16 protein-coding genes and 1 tRNA gene are annotated in these 22,810 nt (G+C 62.8%); 7 read left to right on the plus strand and 10 right to left on the minus strand.

Features of this window, described 5'->3' with window-relative positions; translation table 11 throughout:
* Window positions 1-117: 117 nt before the first annotated feature.
* Genes QRX41_RS04530 through QRX41_RS04540 form a run of 3 tightly spaced genes read right to left on the minus strand, consistent with a single transcriptional unit; the run spans window position 118 to window position 3,165 of the window.
* Window positions 118-975 carry a carbohydrate ABC transporter permease gene (locus QRX41_RS04530; protein ID WP_313838997.1) on the minus strand — a complete coding sequence of 286 codons (858 nt, stop codon included), beginning with the start codon at window positions 973-975 and terminating at the stop codon, window positions 118-120.
* A complete protein-coding gene (locus QRX41_RS04535) occupies window positions 972-1,901 on the minus strand; it encodes a carbohydrate ABC transporter permease (protein WP_313838999.1) in 930 nt (309 codons plus the stop codon). Before QRX41_RS04535 ends, QRX41_RS04530 begins: the two co-directional genes overlap by 4 nt.
* A gap of 13 nt (window positions 1,902-1,914) precedes the next feature.
* Window positions 1,915-3,165, minus strand: a complete 1,251-nt coding sequence (locus QRX41_RS04540; protein WP_313839001.1) for an ABC transporter substrate-binding protein — start codon at window positions 3,163-3,165, stop codon at window positions 1,915-1,917.
* Between the two features lie 184 nt (window positions 3,166-3,349).
* Between QRX41_RS04540 and QRX41_RS04545 the strand changes: the two genes are divergently transcribed.
* A complete protein-coding gene (locus QRX41_RS04545; protein WP_313839003.1) occupies window positions 3,350-4,384 on the plus strand; it encodes a LacI family DNA-binding transcriptional regulator in 1,035 nt (344 codons plus the stop codon).
* A gap of 69 nt (window positions 4,385-4,453) precedes the next feature.
* Here the strand turns inward: QRX41_RS04545 and gndA are convergent, their stop codons facing one another.
* From gndA to QRX41_RS04560, 3 genes are all read right to left on the minus strand, one after another.
* Window positions 4,454-5,920 (minus strand): NADP-dependent phosphogluconate dehydrogenase, encoded by a 1,467-nt coding sequence (gene gndA, locus QRX41_RS04550; protein WP_313839004.1) that lies wholly within the window; start codon window positions 5,918-5,920, stop codon window positions 4,454-4,456.
* Window positions 5,921-6,032: 112 nt separating this feature from the next.
* Entirely contained in the window at window positions 6,033-8,354 is a 2,322-nt protein-coding gene (locus tag QRX41_RS04555) for a KUP/HAK/KT family potassium transporter (RefSeq protein ID WP_313839005.1), read from the minus strand.
* Between the two features lie 175 nt (window positions 8,355-8,529).
* The gene (locus QRX41_RS04560; RefSeq protein WP_313839006.1) at window positions 8,530-9,486 is read right to left on the minus strand and encodes a TatD family hydrolase; all 957 of its coding nucleotides are present in this window, start codon (window positions 9,484-9,486) and stop codon (window positions 8,530-8,532) included.
* A 204-nt stretch (window positions 9,487-9,690) separates the two neighbouring features.
* Here QRX41_RS04560 and QRX41_RS04565 point away from each other — a divergent pair, with 204 nt between their 5' ends.
* Window positions 9,691-10,749, plus strand: a complete 1,059-nt coding sequence (locus QRX41_RS04565) for a glycoside hydrolase family 43 protein (RefSeq protein ID WP_313839007.1) — start codon at window positions 9,691-9,693, stop codon at window positions 10,747-10,749.
* 326 nt (window positions 10,750-11,075) lie between these two features.
* On the opposite strand, the gene QRX41_RS04570 is transcribed toward QRX41_RS04565, so the two are convergent.
* Together QRX41_RS04570 and metG are read right to left on the minus strand one after the other, a co-directional pair.
* A complete protein-coding gene (locus QRX41_RS04570) occupies window positions 11,076-14,096 on the minus strand; it encodes an HAD-IA family hydrolase (RefSeq protein WP_313839009.1) in 3,021 nt (1,006 codons plus the stop codon).
* A 229-nt stretch (window positions 14,097-14,325) separates the two neighbouring features.
* On the minus strand, window positions 14,326-16,197 hold the full coding sequence (gene metG, locus QRX41_RS04575; protein ID WP_313839010.1) for a methionine--tRNA ligase: 1,872 nt from the start codon (window positions 16,195-16,197) through the stop codon (window positions 14,326-14,328).
* A 294-nt stretch (window positions 16,198-16,491) separates the two neighbouring features.
* Here metG and QRX41_RS04580 point away from each other — a divergent pair, with 294 nt between their 5' ends.
* Together QRX41_RS04580 and QRX41_RS04585 are read left to right on the plus strand one after the other, a co-directional pair.
* Window positions 16,492-17,103, plus strand: a complete 612-nt coding sequence (locus QRX41_RS04580) for a hypothetical protein (RefSeq protein ID WP_313837228.1) — start codon at window positions 16,492-16,494, stop codon at window positions 17,101-17,103.
* The gene (locus QRX41_RS04585; RefSeq protein WP_313839011.1) at window positions 17,100-17,546 is read left to right on the plus strand and encodes a variant leucine-rich repeat-containing protein; all 447 of its coding nucleotides are present in this window, start codon (window positions 17,100-17,102) and stop codon (window positions 17,544-17,546) included. The genes QRX41_RS04580 and QRX41_RS04585 overlap by 4 nt, the downstream gene beginning before the upstream one ends.
* Here QRX41_RS04585 and rsmI read toward each other — a convergent pair.
* Entirely contained in the window at window positions 17,525-18,478 is a 954-nt protein-coding gene (rsmI, locus tag QRX41_RS04590) for a 16S rRNA (cytidine(1402)-2'-O)-methyltransferase (RefSeq protein WP_313839012.1), read from the minus strand. The genes QRX41_RS04585 and rsmI overlap by 22 nt on opposite strands.
* A 223-nt stretch (window positions 18,479-18,701) precedes the next feature.
* Here rsmI and QRX41_RS04595 point away from each other — a divergent pair, with 223 nt between their 5' ends.
* On the plus strand, window positions 18,702-20,258 hold the full coding sequence (locus QRX41_RS04595) for a dolichyl-phosphate-mannose--protein mannosyltransferase (RefSeq protein WP_313839048.1): 1,557 nt from the start codon (window positions 18,702-18,704) through the stop codon (window positions 20,256-20,258).
* A gap of 65 nt (window positions 20,259-20,323) precedes the next feature.
* On the opposite strand, the gene QRX41_RS04600 is transcribed toward QRX41_RS04595, so the two are convergent.
* Window positions 20,324-21,718 carry a GH1 family beta-glucosidase gene (locus QRX41_RS04600; RefSeq protein ID WP_313839014.1) on the minus strand — a complete coding sequence of 465 codons (1,395 nt, stop codon included), beginning with the start codon at window positions 21,716-21,718 and terminating at the stop codon, window positions 20,324-20,326.
* Window positions 21,719-21,930: 212 nt separating this feature from the next.
* On the opposite strand from QRX41_RS04600, the gene QRX41_RS04605 reads away from it, so the two are divergent.
* Together QRX41_RS04605 and QRX41_RS04610 are read left to right on the plus strand one after the other, a co-directional pair.
* A complete protein-coding gene (locus tag QRX41_RS04605; protein WP_313839016.1) occupies window positions 21,931-22,614 on the plus strand; it encodes a DedA family protein in 684 nt (227 codons plus the stop codon).
* 83 nt (window positions 22,615-22,697) lie between these two features.
* Window positions 22,698-22,770, plus strand: a tRNA-Ala gene (locus QRX41_RS04610).
* The last annotated feature ends 40 nt before the right edge of the window (window positions 22,771-22,810 follow it).

Here is a 22,810-nt window from a genome sequence, read left to right on the forward strand (position 1 = left end):
TCGACCCTTGATGTGCGCTTGCGAATTCCTCCATGGACTGTGACTCCGATTCCTTACGAGTGCGGCGGCCGGAACCTCCGACCGCCGCCATTGGCTACGACCTTGCAACCGGCCGCCTTACCCCTTGACTGCCCCGGCAACCAGCCCGGAGACGATCCACTTCTGGCAGAAGATGAAGAAGACGAAGACCGGGATCAGGGCCAGGACCGTGATGGTCATGAAGCTGGGCCAATCAGTGGTGAACTGGCCGACTGCGTTGTAGACCTGCAGGACGATGGTGCGCAGGTTGGAGCTGCTGATGAAGACGTTGGCCGTCATGAAGTCATTCCAAGTCGACATGGTCTGGAAGACCACCACCGTGGTCAGGATGGGCCTGATCAGGGGCAGCACGATGCTCCAGAAGATCCTTAGGGGGCCGGCCCCGTCGATCCTGGCAGCCTCGATGACCTCGAAAGGCAGGGACTGCATGTAGCCCACGATCAGGAAGTAGCAGAAGACCGCACCGCCCAGGTACATGATGATCAGGCCCAGGAGCGTATTGACCAGCCCCACACTGGACTCCATCCGGTAGAGGGGAATCAGGGTGGACTGGGTGGGAATGACGAAGGCGATCATGAGGATCACCCCGATGACCGAGGTGAAGATCGACTTGCGCAGGATCATCCCGTAGGCAGCCAGGGCTCCGATCAGCACCTGGAAGAGGACGCCGAAGAAGGTGACGATCAGGGTGTTGACCAGGCTGCGGACGATGGGCACCGTAGCGAAGGCCCGCGTGTAGTTGCGCAGCGTCCATTGCTTGGGCAGGCCCAGGGGATTGGTGGCCATGTCGGGGACGGTCTTGAAGGTGTTGATCAGGATGTACCAGAGGGGCACAGCGCAGATCAGGGCGATGATCAGCACCACCACGCTCCTGACCGCCGAACGCCGCCGTTCCCGCTGGCTCAGGGTCAGGGTCGAGCTCTTGCTGCTGCTCATTGGAACCTCCTGGAAATCAGGCTGGCGGCGCCCATCTGAGCGAAGACCACGAGGGCCGTGGCCAGGGTGAACAGGACCGCCAGGGCCGAGCCCAGCCCATACTGGGACTGGCCGATGCCCTGCTGAATGATGGACTGGGTCACCGTATAGGTGGAGTACCCGGGGCCGCCCTTGGTCATGGTGTAGGGCAGGTCGTAGACCTTGAGGCCTCCCGACATGAGCAGGAAGCTGGAGGTGACGATGCCCGGGATCAGCTGGGGCAGGGTGATGTGGACGAACTGCTGGCGGCTGGTGGCCCCATCCACCGTGGCCTGCTCATAGAGGTCACCGGGAATGGACTGCAGGAAGGCCAGGTAGAGTGTGGCATGCCAGCCGATCTGAGCCCAGACCGCGATGAAGATGACGCAGCAACGGGCCAGGGTCGAGTTGGACAGCCAGGGCACCGGACCCAGACCGAAGACGCCCAGAATGGTGTTGAAGACGCCTGACTTCATGGGTGAGAAGATGTACTTCCAGACCATGCCCATGATGGCTAGCGATGGCACGCTGAAGAAGAAGAACAGGGAACGGGCGAAGTTGCGGCCCCAGAACTTCCGGTTCAGGGTGACAGCCAGGGGGATGGCGAAGATGGTCACCAGGACCGTCTGAGCCACGGCGTACAGGATGGTGAATACCAGGCCCTGCATGGTCGACGAATCGGTGAACACGCTGTGGTAGTTCTTCCAGCCCACATAGTGCATGTTCAGGCTGTAGCCGTTGAAGTCGGTCACCGAGTAGATGATGGTCTGCACCAGCGGCACCGCGAAGAGGACCACGAAAACAGCCAGGATAGGCAAGAGGAACCAGAAGGAGGTCAGATCCTGCCGCAGGCCGAGCATGCGCCGCCGATGGGCGTTGGTACGCTCCGAGGCAGATTGTGAAGCCATGATCCAGCCCTTCCTACTTGACCGAGGCCATCTTGTCGTCGATGGCCTTGGCCCACTGATCCAGACTGATGGATCCCTGGACCAGCTGCTGGGTCTCGGACTGGCGGACGGTGGTCAACACATCCGGCTTGGCATAGAAGTTCATGAGCAGGAAGTAGTGGCCCGGCTGCACGTTGGTCCGGTAGACCTGCTCGTACTCGGGCTTGACCTTGGCCTTGAACCCCTGGACGGTGATGGCATCCCCGTTGTCGGCCGAACGCTGCAGGGCCCAGTGGCCATCCATGAAGGTCAGGAACTTCTGGGCAGCCTTGAGCTTGTCGCCCTTGAGGTGGGAGTAGATGGCGTAGGCGGGCGACGGCGATCCCTGGGCGTAGTTGACCATGCCCTTCTCCATGAGCGGCATGGGGGCCATGCCATACTTGAGCCCGGCCTGGCCGATGGATGGCAGGTCCCAGGGGCCGGTGCAGATCATGGCCACCTGGCCGTTGATGAACTGGGTCTTCATGTCGTCGCCGCTGATGCCGACCGTGTCACGGGTGACCAGGCCCTGGTCGTAGAGCTTCATCCAGGCCGCAGCCGCCTCACGCTGGTCGCTGCCAGGCTTTTGCGGCCGGCGGTCGATCAGGCTGGTCACGTCGACCTTGTCCCTGTCGAACTGCGAACCCATGAAGGCATCAGGGATCCTGCTGGGGCCATCGGCGATGGTCTCCAGGAAGGGCGTAACCCCAGCTGCCTTGAGCTTCTTGCACAGCTGCAGGAACCCGTCCCAGGTCTGCGGGACCTCCTTGGCGCCCGCCTTGGCCAGCAGGTCCTTGTTGTAGACGATGCCCGAGGCCCAAGAAGACACGGACATGCCGTAGACCTTGCCCTGATGGCTGACGAAGTCCTTGTTGGCCTGAGAGATGTTGCGCATGAAGGGCTCGTTGGTCAGGTCGCGCACGTAGCCGTTCTTAATCAGGTCAGCCTTGTTCTCGGAGGTGATGATGAACACATCCGGGGCCTGATTGCCGACCAGCCGGGTCTGCAGGGTCTGGATGTACTCGGGGGTCGGCGGCGAGTAGCTGAAGTCCACCTTGATCCCCGGGTTCTCCTGCTCGAATTGGTCGATGTATGGCCTCATCACCTGTTCGTTGTTCCATGACAGGAAGGTCAGCGTGGTCTTGGACCCATCAGCGCCACCAGCCCCGCAAGCACCCATGGCCGACACCATCATGCCGACCCCCAGCGCCGCAGCTATGCCCTTCCATGCTCGCTTCAGCTTCATGACTCCTCCTTGCAATCAATCCTCTGAACATCCGTCCGGGCTGTTCAACGTCGAGGCCCGGGAATTGACACGATTCAACTGCTGTCACCATATGGTATAGCACGTTGGTTGAATCGTGTCAATCATATTCTGATATGGCCCTTGCGTGCCTATGATGATTGCTGAACCCCGGGAAAGGTGCGAGATGGTGACGATGAGCGATGTGGCCAAGGAGGCGCAAGTCTCTCGGGCCACTGCCTCCTATGCCCTTCGAGGCGATACACGCATAGCGGATGACACCAGGCGCAGGGTCCTGCTCGCCGCGCGCAAGCTCCGCTACTCGGCCAACCTGTCAGCCAGAAGCCTGCGCTCAGGCAAGAGCGGCATCATCGGCGTGGCCATCTTCGAGCTGGACAAGCCCTATCCTGCGCAGATGAGTGCGGCCATCTCCCGGCAGATCAACGCCCACGGCATGCAGGCCATCATCCAGCAGACCTCCAACTCCAAGCAAGACGAGGTCTCCATACTCCGGCATGTGACCAGCCAGCTCTGCGACGGCACCATCTTCAGCCCAGGCAGCATCACCAACGAGGAGATGCAGGAGCTGGCCGACGGCAAGCCTCTGGTCCTGCTGGACGACCCCTCGGCCGAGCCGGTCTTCGATTCGGTCATGACGGCCGGATTCGAGGGAGCCGCCATGGCCGTGCGGCACCTGCTGGACTGCGGATGCCGACGAATAGGCGTAGTGGGTTCCGACATGACGGACAGCGCTGATCCGGTCCAACGACATTCGGTCCGCGGCCGCAGGGTAGCCGGCTGCCTGAAGGCTCTGAAGGACGCCGGGATGAAAGCCCGCCCCAAAGACTTCCTGCCCCTGGACCGCTGGGACGGGGAGATGGCCCGCGATCTGGGCCATCATCTGGCGGACACGTCCGGCCTGCCCTTTGACGGCATCTTCTGCATGACCGACTCTCTGGCCTTAGGTCTGATTCGAGGACTGCACGAATGCGGCGTAGAGGTCCCCCGAGACCTGGCCGTCGTGGGATTCGACGGCATCCAGGAGGGAGAGTCCTACATACCTTCGCTGACCACCATCAGCACCGACAAGGAGGATCTGGCCCGCAAGGCGGTGGATGCCCTTCTGGCCCGTCTGCAGGGCGACGACGATAATCGTCCTCCCACTCGGACGACTGCAGCCTGCCGGCTGGTGGTCCGGGAATCCACAGCCAAGATCCGTTGACAGGTTGACAAAAGGGTCCGCGCTGCCGATTTAACGGCTGTGCGGACCCTTGCGATTCTGGCGAGAAGCTCAGTTCTGCTTGATCTCGGACTTGTCCTCGGCCCAGAGGGTGTGGAAGGCGCCTGGCTGATCCACGCGCCCATAGGTGTGGGCGCCGAAGAGGTCACGCTGGCCCTGAATCAGGGCGGCGGGAAGCCTATCGGAACGCAGCCCGTCGTAATAGGACAGGGAGCTGGCGAAGACGGGAATGGGGATGCCGGCCTGGGTGGCGCGGGCCACCACACGCCGCCAGGAATCCTGGGCCTGCTCGACCGCCTGCTTGAAGAAGGGATCGAAGAGCAGGGAGCCCGGCTCACGGCCAGAGGCGTAGGCATCGGAGATCCGGTTCAGGAACTTGGCCCGGATGATGCAGCCGCCGCGCCAGATGCGGGCGATGGCACCCATGTCCAGCTTCCAGCCGTAGACCTGGGCGCCCTCCTGCATCTCGTTGAACCCCTGGGCATAGGCCACGATCTTGGAGGCATAGAGCGCCTGGCGGATGTCCTCGATGAAGGACTTGCGAGCCTCAGGGTCGGTGGCAAGGTCGGCCATGACGGCCTTGGGCTGCGGCCCCTTCAGACCCTCTTGGGCCGCCTGGCTGCGCAGCTCGGGCGAGGAGGACAGTCCCCTGGCGAAGACGGCCTCGCCGATGCCGGTCACGGGCACGGCAAGATCCAGCGCGGTCTGCACGGTCCAGGTGCCGGTGCCCTTCATGCCGGCCTGGTCGGTGACGATGTCGATGAAGGGCTTGCCTGTGGCGGCATCGGTGTGATGGAGCACCTCAGCGGTGATCTGCACCAGATAGGAGTTCAGATCCCCCTGGTTCCACTCTTCGAAGACCTGGGCGATGGCCTCAGGCTCCATGCCCAGGCCCCGGCGCATCAGGTCATAGGACTCGGCGATCACCTGCATGTCGGCGTACTCGATGCCGTTGTGGACCATCTTGACGAAGTGGCCCGCACCGTCGGTGCCGATATGGGTGACGCAGGGCTCGCCATCGACCTTGGCCGCGATGGACTCCAGGATGGGCCCCAGGGTCTTCCAGGACTCATCGGTCCCGCCGGGCATCATGGAGGGCCCCAGGAGGGCGCCCTGCTCGCCACCGGAGACGCCGCAGCCCACGAAGTGCAGCCCACGGGCCCTGATGGCCTTCTCCCGGCGGATGGTGTCCTTGAAGTAGGCATTGCCGGCATCGACGATAATGTCACCAGGCTCCATCAGGTCGGCCAGGTCATTGATCATCTGGTCGGTGGGATCCCCGGCCTTGACCATGATGATGGCCGTGCGGGGCTTGGTCAGCGAGGCCACGAACTCCTGCAGGGTCTTGGCCGGAACGAACCGGCCCTCCTGGCCATGATCGTTGATCAGGGTCTCGGTGCGCGAATAGTGGCGGTTGTAGACCGCTACGGTATTGCCGTGCCGTGCCAGGTTCCTGGACAGGCTGGCACCCATGGCGGCCAGACCCACGACTCCGATATTGGCTTGAGCTTGTGTCATCACATCACCTTTCGACGGTAGCCCGGAAAGGCCGGGCACCAGGTTCCATGCCGTCAATTCTATGGCCCGGACTCGATTTGGGCCAAGCTCCCCAGGGTGAGATTCCACTCATTCAGCCCTTGTGGTGCTTGCCGCCCTTGATCTTGCGGGAGGGCAGGACCACGCGCGTCAGCTTGGGAACCGCCCTGGTGGAGACGAACAGGGGCTGCACTTCCACGATGGGGTTGTAGGGAGCCAGGCCGAACCACTTGATCGGCGAGCCAGCCACCTTGCGGATGGCGTACTTGACCTTCAGCGAGAAGGCGCCGCGGGAGTCGATCTTGGACTCGGGCATCAGGGCCTTGTGGACCAGCACATAGGTGACGGTGCCGATCTGCGGGTCCTCGTCCACCTTGGGGTAGATGGAGGGCTGCTTGGGCAGCTCGCCGCTGTCGATCAGCTCGTGCATGATCTGGTGCAGGTAGGTGGCCACATTCTGATCCACCTTGAAGCCCAATCTCATGCGCACGCGGAAGAGGTAGTTGGTGCCGAAGTTCTCCACCGAATACTTCCGGGTGTAGGGGGCATCCGTAGTCTGGACCGAGACCGCCCACCAGGCCCGGGCCCGCTTGGGCCGGTTGGCGAAGATGGAGAAGAAGATGTCGGTGTCCAACCGCCGCATCTCCGCATCCGAGGTCAGATAGACCAGGTTGTCCGCATAGTAGGGGACGCGGAAGTCGTTGTGGAGCATCTCCAGGGCGGGCAGACACTCCTTGGCTGTCATATGCCGGCGTTGCGAGCGCTCCACCTTGGTGCCCACATCCCAGGTGTACATGATGTAGAGGATGGCCGCGGTCAGCAGCATGGTGAACCAGCCGCCGTGCATGAACTTGGCCATGGAGGCCATGAAGAAGAGGATCTGGATGGCCAGGAAGACCAAGGCGAAGAGCAGAGAGAACACGCGCTTGCCGTCGTGCCAGATGTAGTCGGCCAGCAGGACGGTCGTGGTGATCATGGTCACGGTCAGGGCCAGTCCGTAAGCGGCCGAGATGTGCTCGGAATCCTTGAAGATGGCCAGCACCGTCAGCGTAGCTACGCACAGCACCCAGTTGATGGTGGGAATGTAGAGCTGGCCGCGGGTGCGCGCCGGGTAACGCACCTGAAGGTGAGGCATCCAGTTGAGGCCGGTGGCCTCCGAGACCATGGTGAAGGCTCCCGTGATCAGGGCTTGCGAGGCGATGACGCCGGCCGTCACCGACAGGAGGACCGCCACGTACCGCACGGTGGTAGGCATCATCTGGAAGAAGGGGTTGAGCCCGTCCACACCCTGCAGGGCCTTATTGTCGCGATTGCGCAGGATCCAGGCCCCCTGGCCGAAGTAGTTGAAGACCAGAGCGATGTTGATGAAGGGCCAGGTGGCGTAGATGTTGCCACGGCCCACATGGCCCATGTCGGAGTAAAGGGCCTCGGCTCCTGTGGTCGACAGGAAGACCGTGCCCATGATGGTCAGGCCTACCGGGTTCTGCGGGCTGAAGAGGAAGCGGATCCCGTAGACCGGGTTCAGTGCCTCGAAGATGGACCAGTCGTTGCCGATGCAGTAGATGCCGATCAGGGCCAAGAAGGCGAACCAGACCATGACCACGCTGCCGAAGACCTTGCCGATCCGCTCGGTTCCGCGCGACTGGACCGCAAACAGGATCAGGATGATCACGAAGGTGATGACCATGGTCAGGTTTCCGTTTTCACGGAAGATCGGAGTCAGGACGGGGATGGTCTTGAGTCCTTCGACTGCCGAGGATATGGAGACCGCAGGAGTCAGCACCGAATCAGCCAGGAAAGCCGCGCCGCCGACCATGGCCGGGATGGCCAGCCATTTGCCGTAGTGCCGGACCAGGGTGTACAGGGCGAAGATGCCGCCCTCGCCCTTGTTGTCGATGCGCATGGCCACCAGCACGTACTTGACCGTGGTGATCAGCGTGATGGACCAGAAGACCAGCGAGAGCATACCCAGCACGGCCGCCCTGTCCACACGGGCCATGCCGCCCTGCCCTGCCACGAAGGCCTGCATGGTATACAAGGGTGAGGTGCCGATGTCGCCGTAGACCACGCCCAGGGCCACAATGCACATGCCCAGGCTGATCCTGTCTGGCGAAGACTGCACCCGCCGCCACCAGCGGCCCAGAGGACCCTTTGGCGGGGTGCGGCGACGCTGGGCCGCCCGCTGGGCCTCGCGCCGGACCCGCTTGAGCTCGTTCTCCTCCTCCCGGGTGCGGGACTTGGCCGAGATCTTGGGAGCCTTGGTGAAGCTCTCCTGAGGAAGTATCGATTCTTTCGTCGGCTGACCCTTGCGACGGGCCGTCGTCGGCTTCGCCCTTTTTTCACCGGATAACCGGGGTGGTTCGTCAGCGCCCCTGCCATCATCCTGAGCCGCCAACTCATGCCGCTCATCCGCCATAGAGCCCTCCATCGGCCAAAGCCTTCACTCATCTACTTCCGGGTGCCGTATGTTGCTGTTTGCGCACACGTGCGACGACAACCGTAGCACTCTCCCCCCACACTCGGCAGGGGCGATTCAGACCGCGACACACCATTAGCTTAATCCCGCCCTGGCACTATGCGTCGAACATCCTTCACAGGCCATAAACCCGGCGCGTGGTGGCTGCTGTCGCTTCGGCCACTTGGGCCAGGGGGCGATCCAGGGCATCAGCCATAGCGCGCAGGGTGTAGGGAATCATGTAGGGGGAGTTGGTGCGTCCCCGGTAGGGCATGGGACTCAGGTAGGGCGCATCGGTCTCCACCATGATGTGGTCCATGCCGACCACGGACAGGCCCTGGCGGATTCCCTCGTTGCCCTTGTAGGAGACCGTCCCCGAAAAACTCAGATACCAGCCGTGCTCGGCGGCCACCTGGGCCATCTGCGCATCCCCCGAATAGGAATGGAAGATCGTGCGCTCGGGGGCGCCGTCCTCCAGCAGGGTCTCAATAACCTGCCCATGGGCGTCGCGGTCGTGGATCTGCATGGGCAGGTCCAGCTCCTTGGCCAGGGCGATGTGATCGCGGAAGGCCTGCCGCTGGATCTCTTCGGCCCCTTGGCCGGTTCGGAAGAGGTCCATGCCCGTCTCTCCGATGGCCACCACCTGGTCGGGATATGCGCGAGCCAGACGGGCGACCTCCTCAAGCGCCTGCTCGAAAGAAACCTCATGCCAGGGCTGATATTGCAGCGGCAGTCCATCCGGTCCCGGCACCCCTCGATGGCCGTGCAGGACGGCCTCATTGGGATGGATGGCCAAGGCCGCGTGAACCACCCCGGGATGGGCCAGCGCCAGATCCACAGCCGTCTGCAGGTTGGGCAGCTCGCAACCCACGTCGATGGCCCCGACCACCCCCACAGCACGGGCCCTTTCCAGCTGCTGGTCGACTGTGCGGACGGGGACCGGATCCTGCCCGCGCTCCCTGGCCTGCCGGTCCATCTCCTGGGCGAAGGGGACCACGGAGGCCATGTGGGTGTGATCGTCGATGACTCCGATGCCTTCGGGCAGTGGCTCGGGATCGGGAGCCCAGCTGCGGTTGCGATGATGCTTGCTCATGGTCCACAGTCTAAGGTCTCGTGCGGCCGAATCCGCGACCCGCCCAGGTGGCCGACTCCGCCAAAAGGAAGGACTGCAGCTAGAATCACCTCTGACGGCCCAGGACCAGCCGGATAGGAAGAACGAAGAAGCAGCCGTCGTCCGTCTGCCAGTCCCCCGCCGCCGCGGTACCGTTGCCGAAGGCAGAAAAGGTGGATTATGTCTATGGATTGGCAGCCCTCGTTCGAGGCGACCAGCGCCTACCTCTTCGTCCACTTCACCGGCCATGAACAGGCTGAGACGGATGAGCAGCTCTACTTCGCCCTCAGCCGGGACGGCCTGCACTGGCATGACCTGCGCGCCCAGGGAGACCCTGTTCTGACCTGGAGCGAAGGCGAGGGCGGCGTACGCGATCCCTATATTGTTCGAGGCCCTGACGGCCTCTTCCACATCATCGCCACCGACCTGTCCGTCTACCACAGGGGCGGCTGGCAGGAGGGCCGGTCCACGGTGGATGGATCCACCGGGCTGGTCATCTGGGATTCGCCGGACCTGGCCCACTGGGGCAGACCCCGCCTGGTGGACGTGGCCTCGGCCATTCCCAAGGCGGGCATGGCCTGGGCACCGGAGGCCTGCTGGGATGCCGACAGAGGGCAGTGGATAGTCTTCTGGGCCACAGCTGCCGCCGACAGCGCCGAGGACCCGGCCGCAGCCGACCTGGCCAACGAGCTGGGTGACGGCATCAACATGTACTACGCCACCAGCACTGATCTGGTTTCCTTCTCCCGCCCGGTCAAGTGGATCGACCGCAGCAACGGCATCATCGACACGACCATGCTCAAGGCGCCTGACGGCTGGTGGTACCGGGCCTCCAAGGATGACCAGATCACCCTGGAACGCACCCGCAACCCCTATGCGGCCACCCACGAGCTGGTGCGTACCGACGACGACCAGGCCTGGTCATACCTGTCCAACCTGACCGACATCTTCGGCCAGGGGCGCTACTCCTCACGCTATCTGGAGGGCCCCGAGCTCTTCCTCTACAACGATGCCGACGCCGCAGGACCCGACGGCCGAACCATGCCTTTCGGCTTGATCTGCGACCAGTTCGCGGAAGGCCGGGGCTATCTGCCCTTCCGCTCCGCTGATCTGTCTTCCAGAGAGCGGCAGGACTGGGCCTTGGTCAGCGACATGAACTTCGGCCGGCTGACCAAGCGCCACGGCTCCATCATGCCCATCACCGAGAGCGAATACCGAATTCTGAAACGGACCCTGACCCGCTGAGCGGCGGCAGCATGCAGGCAACCATGACGAAGCCTCACACGAATAAAATCCCATAATCGTGCGTAAGTGCTCCAATAAATGCCTCCACCTGTACCGCAACAGGGAACGCGGCCAGTAAAACCCAGACCTGGGCTAGAAGTGAGCCAAATCAGGACATGTCCACTTGTAGTTTCTTCATGAGACTGTTCCCGAAGCTACAGACCCACTCAAGTCCCTAGCGTCAAGTCCCAGTTATCCTCGATCAGTCCGGCATCCACTTAATCCATTGGGGTCTGCATCAGGTGCAACTCCGGATCCCGGGTGTGTCTAGGCCCAGAATCCGGAGATCATATATGGCGTGGATGCCCTTGGACCAGAAGATCCAGCTCGGGTCCTGACACGCGCTTCAGATCGACACCGTCTGTCGTTACAGCAACCTGGAACCTGGTGCCCCGCACCTCCAGCTCGTAGGTCATCGAGAGCCAGGACGAAGGCAGGCGGGGGTCAATGCTCAGCCCGGTCCCGCCGGTATCCCGAAGGCCGCCGAAGCCGCAGACCAGGCTGGACCAGACGCCTCCGCAGGCAGCCAGGTGGATGCCGTCGGTCGTGTTGGCATGCAGATCGTCCACGTCCGTAAACAGGGACCGGCGGAAGTACTGCATGGCCAGCTGGTCATGCCCCACCTCAGCGGCGAGGATGGACTGGGAGGCTGCCGACAGGGTCGAATCCCCGGTGGTCAGCGGATCGTAATAGTCGAAGTCAGCCCGCTTCTGCTCTGGAGTGAACCAGGAGCTGAGCAGGTAGAGGGCCATGACCACGTCGGTCTGCTTAAGCACCTTGTGACGGTAGATAACCAAGGGATGGTAGTGCAGCAGCAGGGGCCTGGCAGTGAACCTGTCGAAGTGCCAGCGTGGCCGCTGCATGAACTGGGCATCCTGGGCATGAACCCCCTCCTGATCGTCGAAGGGGACGAACATGGCCTCTGCCGCGCTGGACCATTTGTCGGCCTCCTCGTCGTTGAAGTGCAGCCTCTCGCGTATGCCGCCGATCAGATCTGGGTGCTTCTCCCGTAGGTGCTGGTAGGCCTTGTAAGCGGCCAGGAGGTTGAATCGGGCCATCTGGTTGGTGTAGAGGTTGTCGTCAACCAGGACCGTGTACTCGTCGGGGCCGGTCACGCAGTGAATGTGGAAGCGGCCGTCCTCCTTGTAGCGCCCCAGGCTCATCCAGAGACGGGCCGTCTCCACCAGGATGTCGATGCCCTCAGCCTGCAGGAAGTCTTCATCGCCGGTGACCTGCACATACTGGGCCACCGCGTAGGCAATATCGGCATCGATGTGGTACTGGGCCGTACCTGTAGGGAAGTAGGCGGAGGCCTCCTCACCGTCGATGGTCCTCCAGGGGAAGAGGGCACCGTTCAGGTTGAGTGCGCAGGCCCTGCGCCTGGCGGCAGGCAGCATCAGGTAGCGGTAGTGGAGTACGGCTCTTGCCCGGGCAGGCGCTGAATAGATCAGGAAGGGGAGAATGTAGATCTCGGTGTCCCAGAAGTAGTGGCCGCTGTAGCCGGACCCGCTCAGACCCTTGGCGCCCACACCGTTCTCGATCTGGGCCGTGGACTGGGCCAGCTGGAAGAGTTCCCAACGCACCATCTGCTGGGTACGACCGCCATCGTCGGCCTGGATGCGGATATCCTGACGCTCCCAGAACCGATCCAGCCATTCCCGCTGACGCCGCTCCAGCTGATCAAGAGAGAGGGTGCTGACCTCCTCCAGCCGATCGCGGCAGTCCTCGACCAGATTCCTGGTCCCCTCGCCCCGGGTCTGCACGACCAGACCATTGCCGCTGGTGCCAGCCGGAAGAATGGGGTGGCTGCGATAGACGGCGTAACGGACCAGACGGGTGGAACCGCCCTTGGGCACGTCCATGCGCCAACCGGAGCCCTCGACAGGCCGGCCGTCCCTGAACTGCCTGACGCCCAAGGCCAGGCTGAGCCGTGAATTATTGCAGCGGAAGACCCTGCAATCCGCACTCAGCTCACCGTAGACCGCATTGTCCAGCACCTCATGGATTCCACAGCCGTCCACAAAGGTCGACTTGCGGGGGTCGCTGGAGTTGACATGGCGGGGGTTGTCGGCGTTGACCGGACCCTCGACGACCACAGCCATGTCCCGGTCGGGCGACTCGACGGTCAGCGTGCAGACGCTCAGGCTGCGGTCATACAGACAGACCATGCGGGTGAGCACGGTCTTCAGGTGAATGCCGTGGCCCAGATCGTACAGATTGGTGGTGGTTGCGATTCCGGTTCGGAAGTCCAAACGCTGCGTGGTCTTCTCCGGCCTGCCCAGGGGCAGCCCTTCCACCTTGAGGGTGAAGTCCGAAGCATCGGGCACTCCTTGGATCAGCTGACCCACTTGGGCGTATCCGTAGGCGCTTTCGGGGTGGGCTATACGGAAGGTGTCATGGAAGCCGCTCAGGAAGGTACCGTTGCCCAGGCAGCGTTCCCCGCCGCCTTCGCCCCTGACGCCGACGGAGCCGTTGGTGACCGAGAAGACTGTGGCGCTGACCGCATCGGGCCGACCGTTCTCGCTGAACCCCCACTCTTCTACAGGGAAGCGATCCTCATCCAGACTGGGGTCCTCCGCCTGTGCACGTTCGCTGGCATCGTCGTCGATCAGCTCGATCAGCTGGTCCACCACCAGGTCCGCGCCCGCCTTGAGCAGCTGCTCGCGGCCGGCACCCCTGTTCACGCCCACGACCAGGCCAAACCTGCCCGCGTGACCGGCGGCCACGCCAGAGAGGGCATCCTCGACCACAACGGCATCCTCATTGCGCAGGCCCAGCACTTTGGCCGCATAGGCGTAGGTGTCCGGGGCCGGCTTGCCCTGAAGGCCCATCTCGTCCTTGAGGTTGCCGTCCACCACGGTGTCAAAGTATCCAGCGATTCCAGCAGCTTGGAGGACTTCGGCCGTGTTGCGGGAACTGGACACCACAGCCAGACGCTTCTTGTCGGCGCGCAGGTGCCTGAGCAGATCCACGGTGTCCGGGTAGGGATCGATGCCCTTCTGCTTCAGCATCCGCTCAAAGGTCATGTTCTTGCGATTGCCGTATCCGCAGACGGTGTCCAGCTGCGGATCGTCATCCGGGTTGCCCCAGTCCAGCTCAATGCCCCTGCTGCGCAGCAGGGCGTCGACGCCGTCATAGCGGGGCCGGCCATCCACATAGGCGTAGTAGTCCTGCTCCGTGTAGGCCGGGACGTTCCCGGGCAGGACCTGATCGAACAACGCCTTCCAGGCGGCCTTGTGCAGGATGGTCGTGGGCACCAGCACCCCGTCCAGATCGAAGAGCACACAGGCGAATTGGGCAATCTTCATGGTTACTCATCCTATGGGTCTTCCATGACGAAAGAACCCGGCGGTTCGAAGAGCCGCCGGGCGAGAAGAGAGAGAGAGAAGAAGGGGTTCAGTTATCGGGGCCGCACGACCCCCATCGGCCAGTACTTCAACCGACAGAACAAATATAACCAGCGCTACCTTGGAGGAAGTGCCCGAAAACCTCAAAGTTCTCTGTGAATCACGAATGCCGTCCCGGGCGCGTCGACCGTCACTTGCCCTGGTCGCCCAGCTTGGCCTGCTCCGCCTCGAATCGGGCGCGCTCTTTGGCCTTGCGGCGGTCCAGTTGCTCCTGGAAACGATCCAGCTCCTCCTGCACGGCCTCCTTGGGAATGCGCGGAAAGATAGGTGTGGGCCGTTCGATTGGCGTGCCGTCCCTGAGGGGCTCACGCGCCCAAGGGTGGACCGTCTCCCCCAGCCGGTAGTCGCCGGTGATGATGGGATAGTGGAAGCCGGACCGATCCAGGTCGTCAACCTCCTCGACACGAGGCAGGGGCGAGAAGGTGCCCTTGCCGCCCATGGTCTCCCAGACCCGCTGAGAAGCATGCGGCAGGAAGGGGGCCAGCATGGTGTTGGCGTCCAGCACGGCCTGCGCTGCGGTGTGCAGGACAGCAGCCAGTCGGTTCTGGTCATCCTTGATCTTCCAGGGCTCCTGGGCGGAGATGTACTTGTTGATATCGCCCACCAGAGCCATGGCCTCGACCAGGGCGGCCTTCTGGCGATGGTGCTCGATCAGGGAGCCCACGGTATCGAAGGCCTGCAGGCTGCGGGCCAGCAGGGCAGTATCCTCCTCGGTCAGCCAGTCCTCCTCGATGCGGGGGATGCTGCCGAAGTCTTTGTTGAGCAGGTTGGCCACGCGGTTGACCAGGTTGCCCCAGGAGGCGGCCAGCTCCTCGTTGTTGTGCCGGACGAACTCCGCCCAGGTGAAGTCCGAGTCCGAGGTCTCCGGACCAGCGATGGAAATGTAGTAGCGGACTGCATCGACCGGGTAGCGTGCCAGGATGTCCTTGACGTAGATGACGATGCCCCGCGAGGAGCTGAACTTCTTGCCCTCCATGGTCATGAACTCGCTGGCCACCACCTGCTCGGGCAGGTTGAGCTCGCCGTAGGATCCCGGCTGTCCGCCCTTGGACCCCTGGCCGTTGTAGGCCAGAATCTCCGAGGGCCAGATCTGCGAGTGGAAGGTGATGTTGTCCTTGCCCATGAAGTAGTAGCCCAGGGCCTTGGGGTCATTCCACCACTTGCGCCAGGCCTCGGGGTCGCCCTGACGGCGGGCCCACTCGATGGACGCCGACAGGTAGCCGATGACGGCGTCGAACCAGACATAGAGCTTCTTGTTGGGGTCGTCGACCCAGCCGTCCACAGGCACGGGAATTCCCCAGTCGATGTCGCGGGTGATGGCTCGCGGCTTGACCTCCTTGAACAACCCCAGGGAGAAGTTGAGCACGTTGCTGCGCCAGCCCTTGCGGGTCTTCAACCAGGCCAGGTTGGCCTCGGCCAGGGCGGGCAGGTCCAAGAAGAAGTGCTTGGACTCCTCGAACCGGGGGGTCTCCCCGTTGATCTTGGATACGGGGTTGATCAGCTCGTCCGGATCCAGCTCGTTGCCGCAGTTGTCGCATTGGTCGCCGCGAGCGCCGTCAGCACCGCAGATGGGGCAGGTCCCCTCGATATAGCGGTCCGGCAGGGTCCGGCCAGTGGAAGGCGAGATGGCCACCTTCTGCTGGCCTTCATAGATGTAGCCATTGGCCCTGCACTGGCGGAAGAGCTCCTGCACCACCTTCTCGTGATTGCCGGTCGTGGTCCTGGTGAAAAGGTCATAGCTGAGCCCCAGATCGCACAAATCCTTGACGATGACCCGGTTGTAGCGGTCGGCGATCTCCTGGGGACCCACACCCTCGGCGTCAGCCTCCACCAGGATGGGAGTGCCGTGCTCGTCAGTCCCCGAAACCATAAGGACATCATTGCCCTTCATGCGTTCGTAGCGTGCATAGACGTCCGAGGGGACGCCGAACCCAGCGACGTGGCCGATATGACGGGGCCCATTCGCGTAGGGCCAGGCGACGGAAACAAGGATATGACTCATACCAGCAAGATTATCGGCTCAGGCCTACAATCCCCCTGCTCGTCCACAGGACTGCCGCCGAGCAAGCAGATTATCCACAAGTACACAAATTTGGCCCTCCTTCAGGCAAACTCGGAACCAGCCATTTACAGTCGAACCATGAATCGAGAACACGTCCTCGGGGGAGTGACGTGGACGCCTACCACTGCCCATGGCGCCAGTCGCACCCTCAGAGCTAGAACAAAGCCGCCAGGCCGAACACCGCACGCCGACACCGCTCAACAGTGGCCCGGACCACCAGCCGGGGCAGCGCCGATGCGCACCCGCGGCCGTCCTCCTACGACCGATTTTGGGGCCCTGACCCCCGATCCCAAGCCGCTGCCCAGTCTGATCCAAACCGGAGATCTGCCCGGCCCGCTCAGCCTCAGCCTGTTGGTGAATGAGGGGATCGTGACCTGTCTGGACAGATCCTGCTGCTATCTGAACGAACAGGCTGAGGGACTCTACGGTCGCGCCTCCATCGTCATGCCCATGGTCCCTTACGGCGCAGCAGCATGTGGCGGACTGGCGCTCTGGATATGGATCAACGGCCGTTTCCCCGACACGCTGGACATTATCTCCAACTCCCACTTCCGCACGCCCGTTCACGGCAGGCCCCTGCACCCCCACCAGCGACAGCTGGATGCCCGCTATCTGATGAAGCTTGGGAAACTTTGGGTGACTTCGCCGCTCTGGACGGCCTGCGACCTGGCCTGCGACCCCTCTGGCCAGTGCAACGGAGAAGAGACCATGGCGGTCTTGCATGAGCTCATGGAGCGATATCAGGTCAGCTGCGGATCCTGCGAGGCGCTTCTGTCCTCCAACCCCCGCTGGCCTGGCCACGCTCAAGGGCTGGAGACCATAAGAAGACTCAAGGCGATCCTATGAGTCTGACAGTGAGGTATGCCCGAGGTACGCACGGCCATCATCGGCACCGAGGCAGGGCCCGGAGCCATCGTGGGTTGTCCGCCACTGAACGCATGGCCCGGCTCATGACTGCCATCAGCAGCCGGTCGCACTCCCCAGCAGATGACGATTTGAGCCAAGACGAACCTGATGGCATCCACCCGATGGCCCAGATGCGTGCCCCGCCACCGGAGCCTCCCCTGGTGCCCACAGCGCTGATGGCCACAGACCCCGCGACCGACCCGAGCATCCTCTGGGCCATCGCCCGAGAAGAGCCTGAGCTGCGCCGGTGGCTGGTGGCCAATCCCGCTGCTTCGCCAGCCCTGCTGGAGACCATCTCCCAGCTGGGCGGGCCCGGTGTGCGCAGAGCGCTGGAGGTGCTGCTGGATGAGGGAAAGGGGAATCAGTCCTCTTTATCCTCTTGAACGGCCAGGGCATAAATCCGCTTGCGATTAGGCAGGCTGCCATCAGCCAGGGGGTGCTCGGCAGCTACCCGCGCGATGGCCTCCTTGAGCCGCAGGCCCTCGGTTCGAGCCAGATCGCGCGCTAGAACCGCCAGCCGCCGATCATCCATGGCCTCAGGATCGTTGCGCCTTGCCTCCAAGGCGGATGCACCAGCCACGACCAGGACCATCTCTCCCCGGGGAGGATCCTCCTGGAGGGAACGCACAATTTCGCCGACTGTGCCCCGCCGGATCTGTTCATGTTCCTTGGTCAGCTCCCGGCAGAGGGCCATGAGCCGGTCGGGGCCGAAGACCTCCTGAAGGTCCTGCATAGCCTGATCAATGCGGTGGGGCGTCTCGTAGAAGACCATGGTCCGCTCCTCGCTACGCAGGGTGCGCAGATGCCGCAACCGCTCCTGGTGCCGACGGGGAAGAAACCCCTCATAACAGAAGCGGTCGGTCGGCAGACCAGAGAGGGCCAGGGCATCCAGCACGGCGCTGGGGCCAGGGGCACAGGTGACCGGTATGCCTCGCTCAATGGCCCGCCTGACGATGGCCATGCCCGGATCATTGATGGTGGGCATGCCTGCATCTGAGACCACCAGCGCGCAGGCTCCGTCACAAACCTGATCCAGGATGGGATCGGCCATCCGCCGCTCGTTATGATCGTGATAGGCCACCACCCTGCCGCCTACGCGCACCCCCAAACGATTGGCCAGATCATAGAGCCGCCGCGTGTCCTCTGCTGCCACCAGGTCCGCCGACTGCAGGAGCTCCACCAAGCGTGTCGAGGCATCGGCGACATTGCCTATAGGCGTGGCCGCCAGCACCACTGTTCCACGTGAAACACTGGGTGAAACCGACCCTGCATGGCTTTCTCCAACCTGTATATGTCCATCGCTCCGGCCGTTCATGCTGCTCATGCCTTCAGTATGGCCTAATCTAGGGGTGATGACATCTTTGGCAGGGCTTTCTTCGCAGCATCGCTCCTCCAGACACGGCAGGCACGCCGCCCACCGGTCCGGTCGCCCTGCCATGCTGTCCATCTTCAGCAGGCCCAAGGGTCACCATACTAAACGAGGGATCTCGATACCCCGGTTCTCCCGCCGGCAGAGCAGCTGGCTGGCCTGCATACTCATGGCGCTTCTGGGCGGGCTTCTGCGGTTTGTACGGCTGGGCAGCCCTCGGGCCATCGTCTTCGACGAGACCTATTACGTCAAAGACGCCTGGACCATGCTGATGACCGGCGAGCCGCGCAACTGGCCCAAAAAAGCCGGCCCCCTTGACCTTCCCATCGACCAGATCTTTGCCCAGGGGCATACAAGCGACTGGCTGTCCCAGGCCGAATACGTGGTTCACCCGCCGGTGGGCAAGTGGTGCATCGCCTTGGGTCTCAAACTGTTCGGCGGAGCCGGGAATCCCTTCGCCTGGCGAGCGGCCACTGCCCTGGCGGGCACCATCGCCATCCTGCTGCTCTGCCGAGTAGCCCTGCGCCTCTTCCATAATCTGCCCATCGCCCTGACAGCTGGCTTCCTCATGGCTATCGATGGTCTGGGCATCGTTATGAGCCGAACCGGCCTGCTGGACAACTTCGTCATGATCTTCGTCCTGGGAGCCTGGCTGTGCCTGATGGGCCACCGGGACTGGGCTCGAACCAGGCTGCGACAATCCTGGGCCAAGGATCAGGCTGATTTCCGCCTGCACTACCGGGTGAAGGTCATCCAGTCACAGGGACAGCAAGGACGGCAAAGCCGTGTCGAACTGCCCGTGGCCACTACCGGCCCCTTCATCGCCTGGTCCTGGTGGCGGACAGGAGCCGCCCTGCTCCTGGGCCTGGCCACCGGCACCAAGTGGTCAGGCGCCTACTTCTTCGCCGTCTTCGCCCTGATCTCAGTGCTCTGGGATGGCTGGGAACGCCATCAGGCAGGATACGGATCCTGGCTGCAGAGCGCCGTGTTCAGGGACGGGCTGCCGGCGGCCCTGCTTATGATCCCCGTCTGGGCGGGCACCTATCTGGCCTCCTGGACGGGATGGTTCCTGCACGGGGATTCCTTCATGCACAGCTGGGCGGCCCAGCACCCTGGCCAGGGTCTGACCTGGCTGCCGGAGGGGTTGCGGTCCCTGGCTGAATACCACCGGCAGATGTGGCACTTCCACACCACCCTGCATACCCGACACCCGTACATGGCCAACCCCCTGACGTGGCCCTTGCAGATCAGACCCACCAGCTTCTACTGGCAGAAGATCACAGGCTTCCCCGGCTTGTGCGGACTGGCCAAGGACTCCCCCTGCGTGGCCGCCGTCACATCCTTGGGCAATCCCCTGACCTGGTGGTTGGGCAGCATCTGCATGGTTCTGGCCATCGTCATCGCCGTCGTGGCCAAGCACGGAGATTGGCGGATCTGGGGGGTCTTGGCAGGCATGCTGGCCGGCTGGCTGCCCTGGATCCAATACATGAACCGGACCACCTTCACCTTCTATTCCATCGTCATCCTGCCCTGGATGATCCTGGCAATCTGCTATGTGGTCAACTGGCTACGGCAGAATTCGGACAGCATCCTCTACCGGCAGACCATGATCATGGGCCTGACCCTGCTAGGCCTGACCTCGGTCTTCTTCTATCCGCTGTGGACCGCCATGCCCATCCCCTATGACTTCTGGCGCATGCACATGTGGCTGTCCAGCTGGATCTAGGACAAAGGAGGCGGCCGGACAGGGATGCCCGACCGCCTTGCAGCAACGTTTGTGTGCCGTCGTGCTCAGACTGCACGATCATGGATGATCTGCGCGTACCGCAGACCGGAATCCTTCCAGATCCTCTCCTGGGTGTCATAGTCGACCCTGATCAGCCCAAAGCGCTTGGTGTAGCCCAAAGCCCACTCAAAGTTATCCAGCAGGGACCAAGCGAAGTAACCGGTCATCCGGGCTCCTTCATGGATGGCCCGGGCCACGGCACGCAGGTGCTCCTCCAGATAGGCCACCCGCTGGGGATCGTGCACCCCTTTGCCGCCGGGGAAGGATGGATCCATGCTGACCTGGTCCTCCCAGGCAGATCCGTTCTCGGTGATCATAAGATCCAGCTTGGGGAAACGGCCGGAGACCTCCATGAGCAGATCGGTCAGCCCCTGAGGCTCCTGGTTCCAGCCCATGGCGGTCAACGGCCCCTGAGGAGGCAGAGTCTCGACCATCTCCTGGGCGGGCATGGGGTTGCGCTCGGAACCAGCGCCGCTTCGACCCCGCACGTGGTTGGTTGAGTAGTAGTTGATGCCCAGCACGTCCAAGGGCTGATGGATCTGTTCCAGATCACCGTCACGAACGAAGCTCCAGTCAGTGATACCCTCAGCGGCATCATGGATGCGTTGGTCATAGGTTCCGGCCAGCATGGGGCCCAGCCATACCTCGTTGGCGAACAGGTCTGCCCGGGTCTTGGCCGCCAGATCCGCCGGATCGTCGCTATCGGCCCGGTTGACCTGCAGGTTCAGGGTCACCGATATGCGCGCCCTGTCACCCAGCTCGGCACGGATGGCCTGGGCTCCCAGACCGTGAGCAAGATTCAGATGATGGACCGCTGCCAGAGCCTGCCCGTAGTCGCGGATGCCTGGAGCATGGCCGCCATCGCCATAGCCCAGATAGGCCGAGCACCAAGGTTCGTTCAGGGTTGTCCAAGTCTGCACCCGATCGCCCAGAGCCTTGGCCAGGACGGCTGCATAGTCGGCATATCGTTGGGCGGTGTCGCGGTTGGCCCAGCCTCCAGCCTCCTGCAGGTACTGAGGCAGATCCCAGTGGTAGAGGGTGACTACAGGCTTGATGCCGTTTTCCAGCAGCATGTCCAGCACCCGCCGGTAGTGGTCCAAGCCAGCCTGGTTGATGGCGCCGCCTGCCTGGGGCACAATGCGAGGCCAAGCTACAGACAGCCGGTAGGCCCCCACCCCCATCTGCTTCATCAGAGCAATGTCCTCCGGGTAGCGGTGGTACTGATCACAGGCGACATCGCCATTGGATCCATCCGCTATCCTTCCTGGCTGCCTGCAGTAGACGTCCCAGATGGAGTCTCCCCTGCCGTCCTCATGCGCCGCACCCTCCACCTGGAAGGATGCTGTCGCCGTGCCCCAGGTGAAGTCCTCAGGGAAGGCGAGCCGTTCGTCATTGACCATATGTCCACTCCTCGATTGTGTGACCCTTCCTGCCTATCTTCGCACAGGAGGACCGACGACAGGACCGTGGCCGACAGCCGATAAGTCCGGCAACGATGGGTTGTGTTGTCCTCGCAAGGAATCAGACCGGGGAGTACCGGGTGCCAAGGCCAGCTTGTTAAAGTGTGTCTCGGTTCTGGAAAAGCACACATCGACGGAATGGAACGCGATTCATGGGGTTCGTCAACTGGCTGATACACCTGCTCAAGGATCCGCGCAGCGCCATCGCGAGCTGGATCGCCATGGGGCTGGTGCCGACCTACGGGTTCATCTTCCTGATCATCTTCATCGAGACAGGCGTGGTCTTCATGCCCTTCCTGCCGGGCGACTCCCTGCTCTTCGCCGCCGGCGTCTTCGCCCATGACCCATCCAGCGGCATGGCTCTGGACGTGCTCCTTCCCGTCGTTTGGTTGGCCCCAATCCTGGGCGACCAGAGCAACTACTTCATCGGACACTTCTTCGGCCGGGCCATCGTCCGTTCGGGGCGCGTGAAGTCACTGACCCCCGAACGAATCGCCAAGACCGAAGGGCTGATCGACAAGTGGGGCCCACTAGCCGTAGTCCTGGGACGTTTTCTCCCCTTCATCAGGACATTCATGCCGTTCATATCGGGCATCTCCGGAATGCGCTGGCGGCGCTTCACCCCCTTCAGCATCCTGGGCGGTCTGATATGGTCCACCCTCTTCACCCTTCTGGGCTACTTCTTCGGGGGCATCCCCGCAGTCCAACAGCATTTCGAGCTGGTCATCATCCTGATCCTGGTCATTTCGGTCCTGCCCACGGTCATCGGCCTGCTCAAGGCTAAATTCGGCCGCAAGAAGGCGACCACCGAGGAAACCAGCGCCAAGGCGGACTGATGGCTGATCTGAGATATTTTGCGTTTGGCCAGGGCACGCGCTAAAGTAAGCTTCTGTTGTTCGGCTACGGTCGGGCAACGAATGGGGCTGTAGCTCAGTTGGTAGAGCGCTTCGTTCGCATCGAAGAGGTCGGGGTTTCGACTACCCTCAGCTCCACAGTGTCAGTGAGTCTTCTCATAGACTTACATTTTTCAAT

The sequence above is a fragment of the Bifidobacterium kimbladii genome, assembly GCF_032193675.1.
Classification (GTDB): Bacteria; Actinomycetota; Actinomycetes; order Actinomycetales; family Bifidobacteriaceae; genus Bombiscardovia; species Bombiscardovia kimbladii.

Bases quoted from the DNA above. Each gene is read 5' to 3' on its own strand.
- QRX41_RS04530 (WP_313838997.1), bottom strand. From the start codon at position 975: ATGAGCAGCAGCAAGAGCTCGACCCTGACCCTGAGCCAGCGGGAACGG.
- QRX41_RS04535 (WP_313838999.1), bottom strand. From the start codon at position 1,901: ATGGCTTCACAATCTGCCTCGGAGCGTACCAACGCCCATCGGCGGCGC.
- QRX41_RS04540 (WP_313839001.1), bottom strand. From the start codon at position 3,165: ATGAAGCTGAAGCGAGCATGGAAGGGCATAGCTGCGGCGCTGGGGGTC.
- QRX41_RS04545 (WP_313839003.1), top strand. From the start codon at position 3,350: ATGGTGACGATGAGCGATGTGGCCAAGGAGGCGCAAGTCTCTCGGGCC.
- gndA (WP_313839004.1), bottom strand. From the start codon at position 5,920: ATGACACAAGCTCAAGCCAATATCGGAGTCGTGGGTCTGGCCGCCATG.
- QRX41_RS04555 (WP_313839005.1), bottom strand. From the start codon at position 8,354: ATGGCGGATGAGCGGCATGAGTTGGCGGCTCAGGATGATGGCAGGGGC.
- QRX41_RS04560 (WP_313839006.1), bottom strand. From the start codon at position 9,486: ATGAGCAAGCATCATCGCAACCGCAGCTGGGCTCCCGATCCCGAGCCA.
- QRX41_RS04565 (WP_313839007.1), top strand. From the start codon at position 9,691: ATGGATTGGCAGCCCTCGTTCGAGGCGACCAGCGCCTACCTCTTCGTC.
- QRX41_RS04570 (WP_313839009.1), bottom strand. From the start codon at position 14,096: ATGAAGATTGCCCAATTCGCCTGTGTGCTCTTCGATCTGGACGGGGTG.
- metG (WP_313839010.1), bottom strand. From the start codon at position 16,197: ATGAGTCATATCCTTGTTTCCGTCGCCTGGCCCTACGCGAATGGGCCC.
- QRX41_RS04580 (WP_313837228.1), top strand. From the start codon at position 16,492: ATGCGCACCCGCGGCCGTCCTCCTACGACCGATTTTGGGGCCCTGACC.
- QRX41_RS04585 (WP_313839011.1), top strand. From the start codon at position 17,100: ATGAGTCTGACAGTGAGGTATGCCCGAGGTACGCACGGCCATCATCGG.
- rsmI (WP_313839012.1), bottom strand. From the start codon at position 18,478: ATGAACGGCCGGAGCGATGGACATATACAGGTTGGAGAAAGCCATGCA.
- QRX41_RS04595 (WP_313839048.1), top strand. From the start codon at position 18,702: ATGGCGCTTCTGGGCGGGCTTCTGCGGTTTGTACGGCTGGGCAGCCCT.
- QRX41_RS04600 (WP_313839014.1), bottom strand. From the start codon at position 21,718: ATGGTCAATGACGAACGGCTCGCCTTCCCTGAGGACTTCACCTGGGGC.
- QRX41_RS04605 (WP_313839016.1), top strand. From the start codon at position 21,931: ATGGGGTTCGTCAACTGGCTGATACACCTGCTCAAGGATCCGCGCAGC.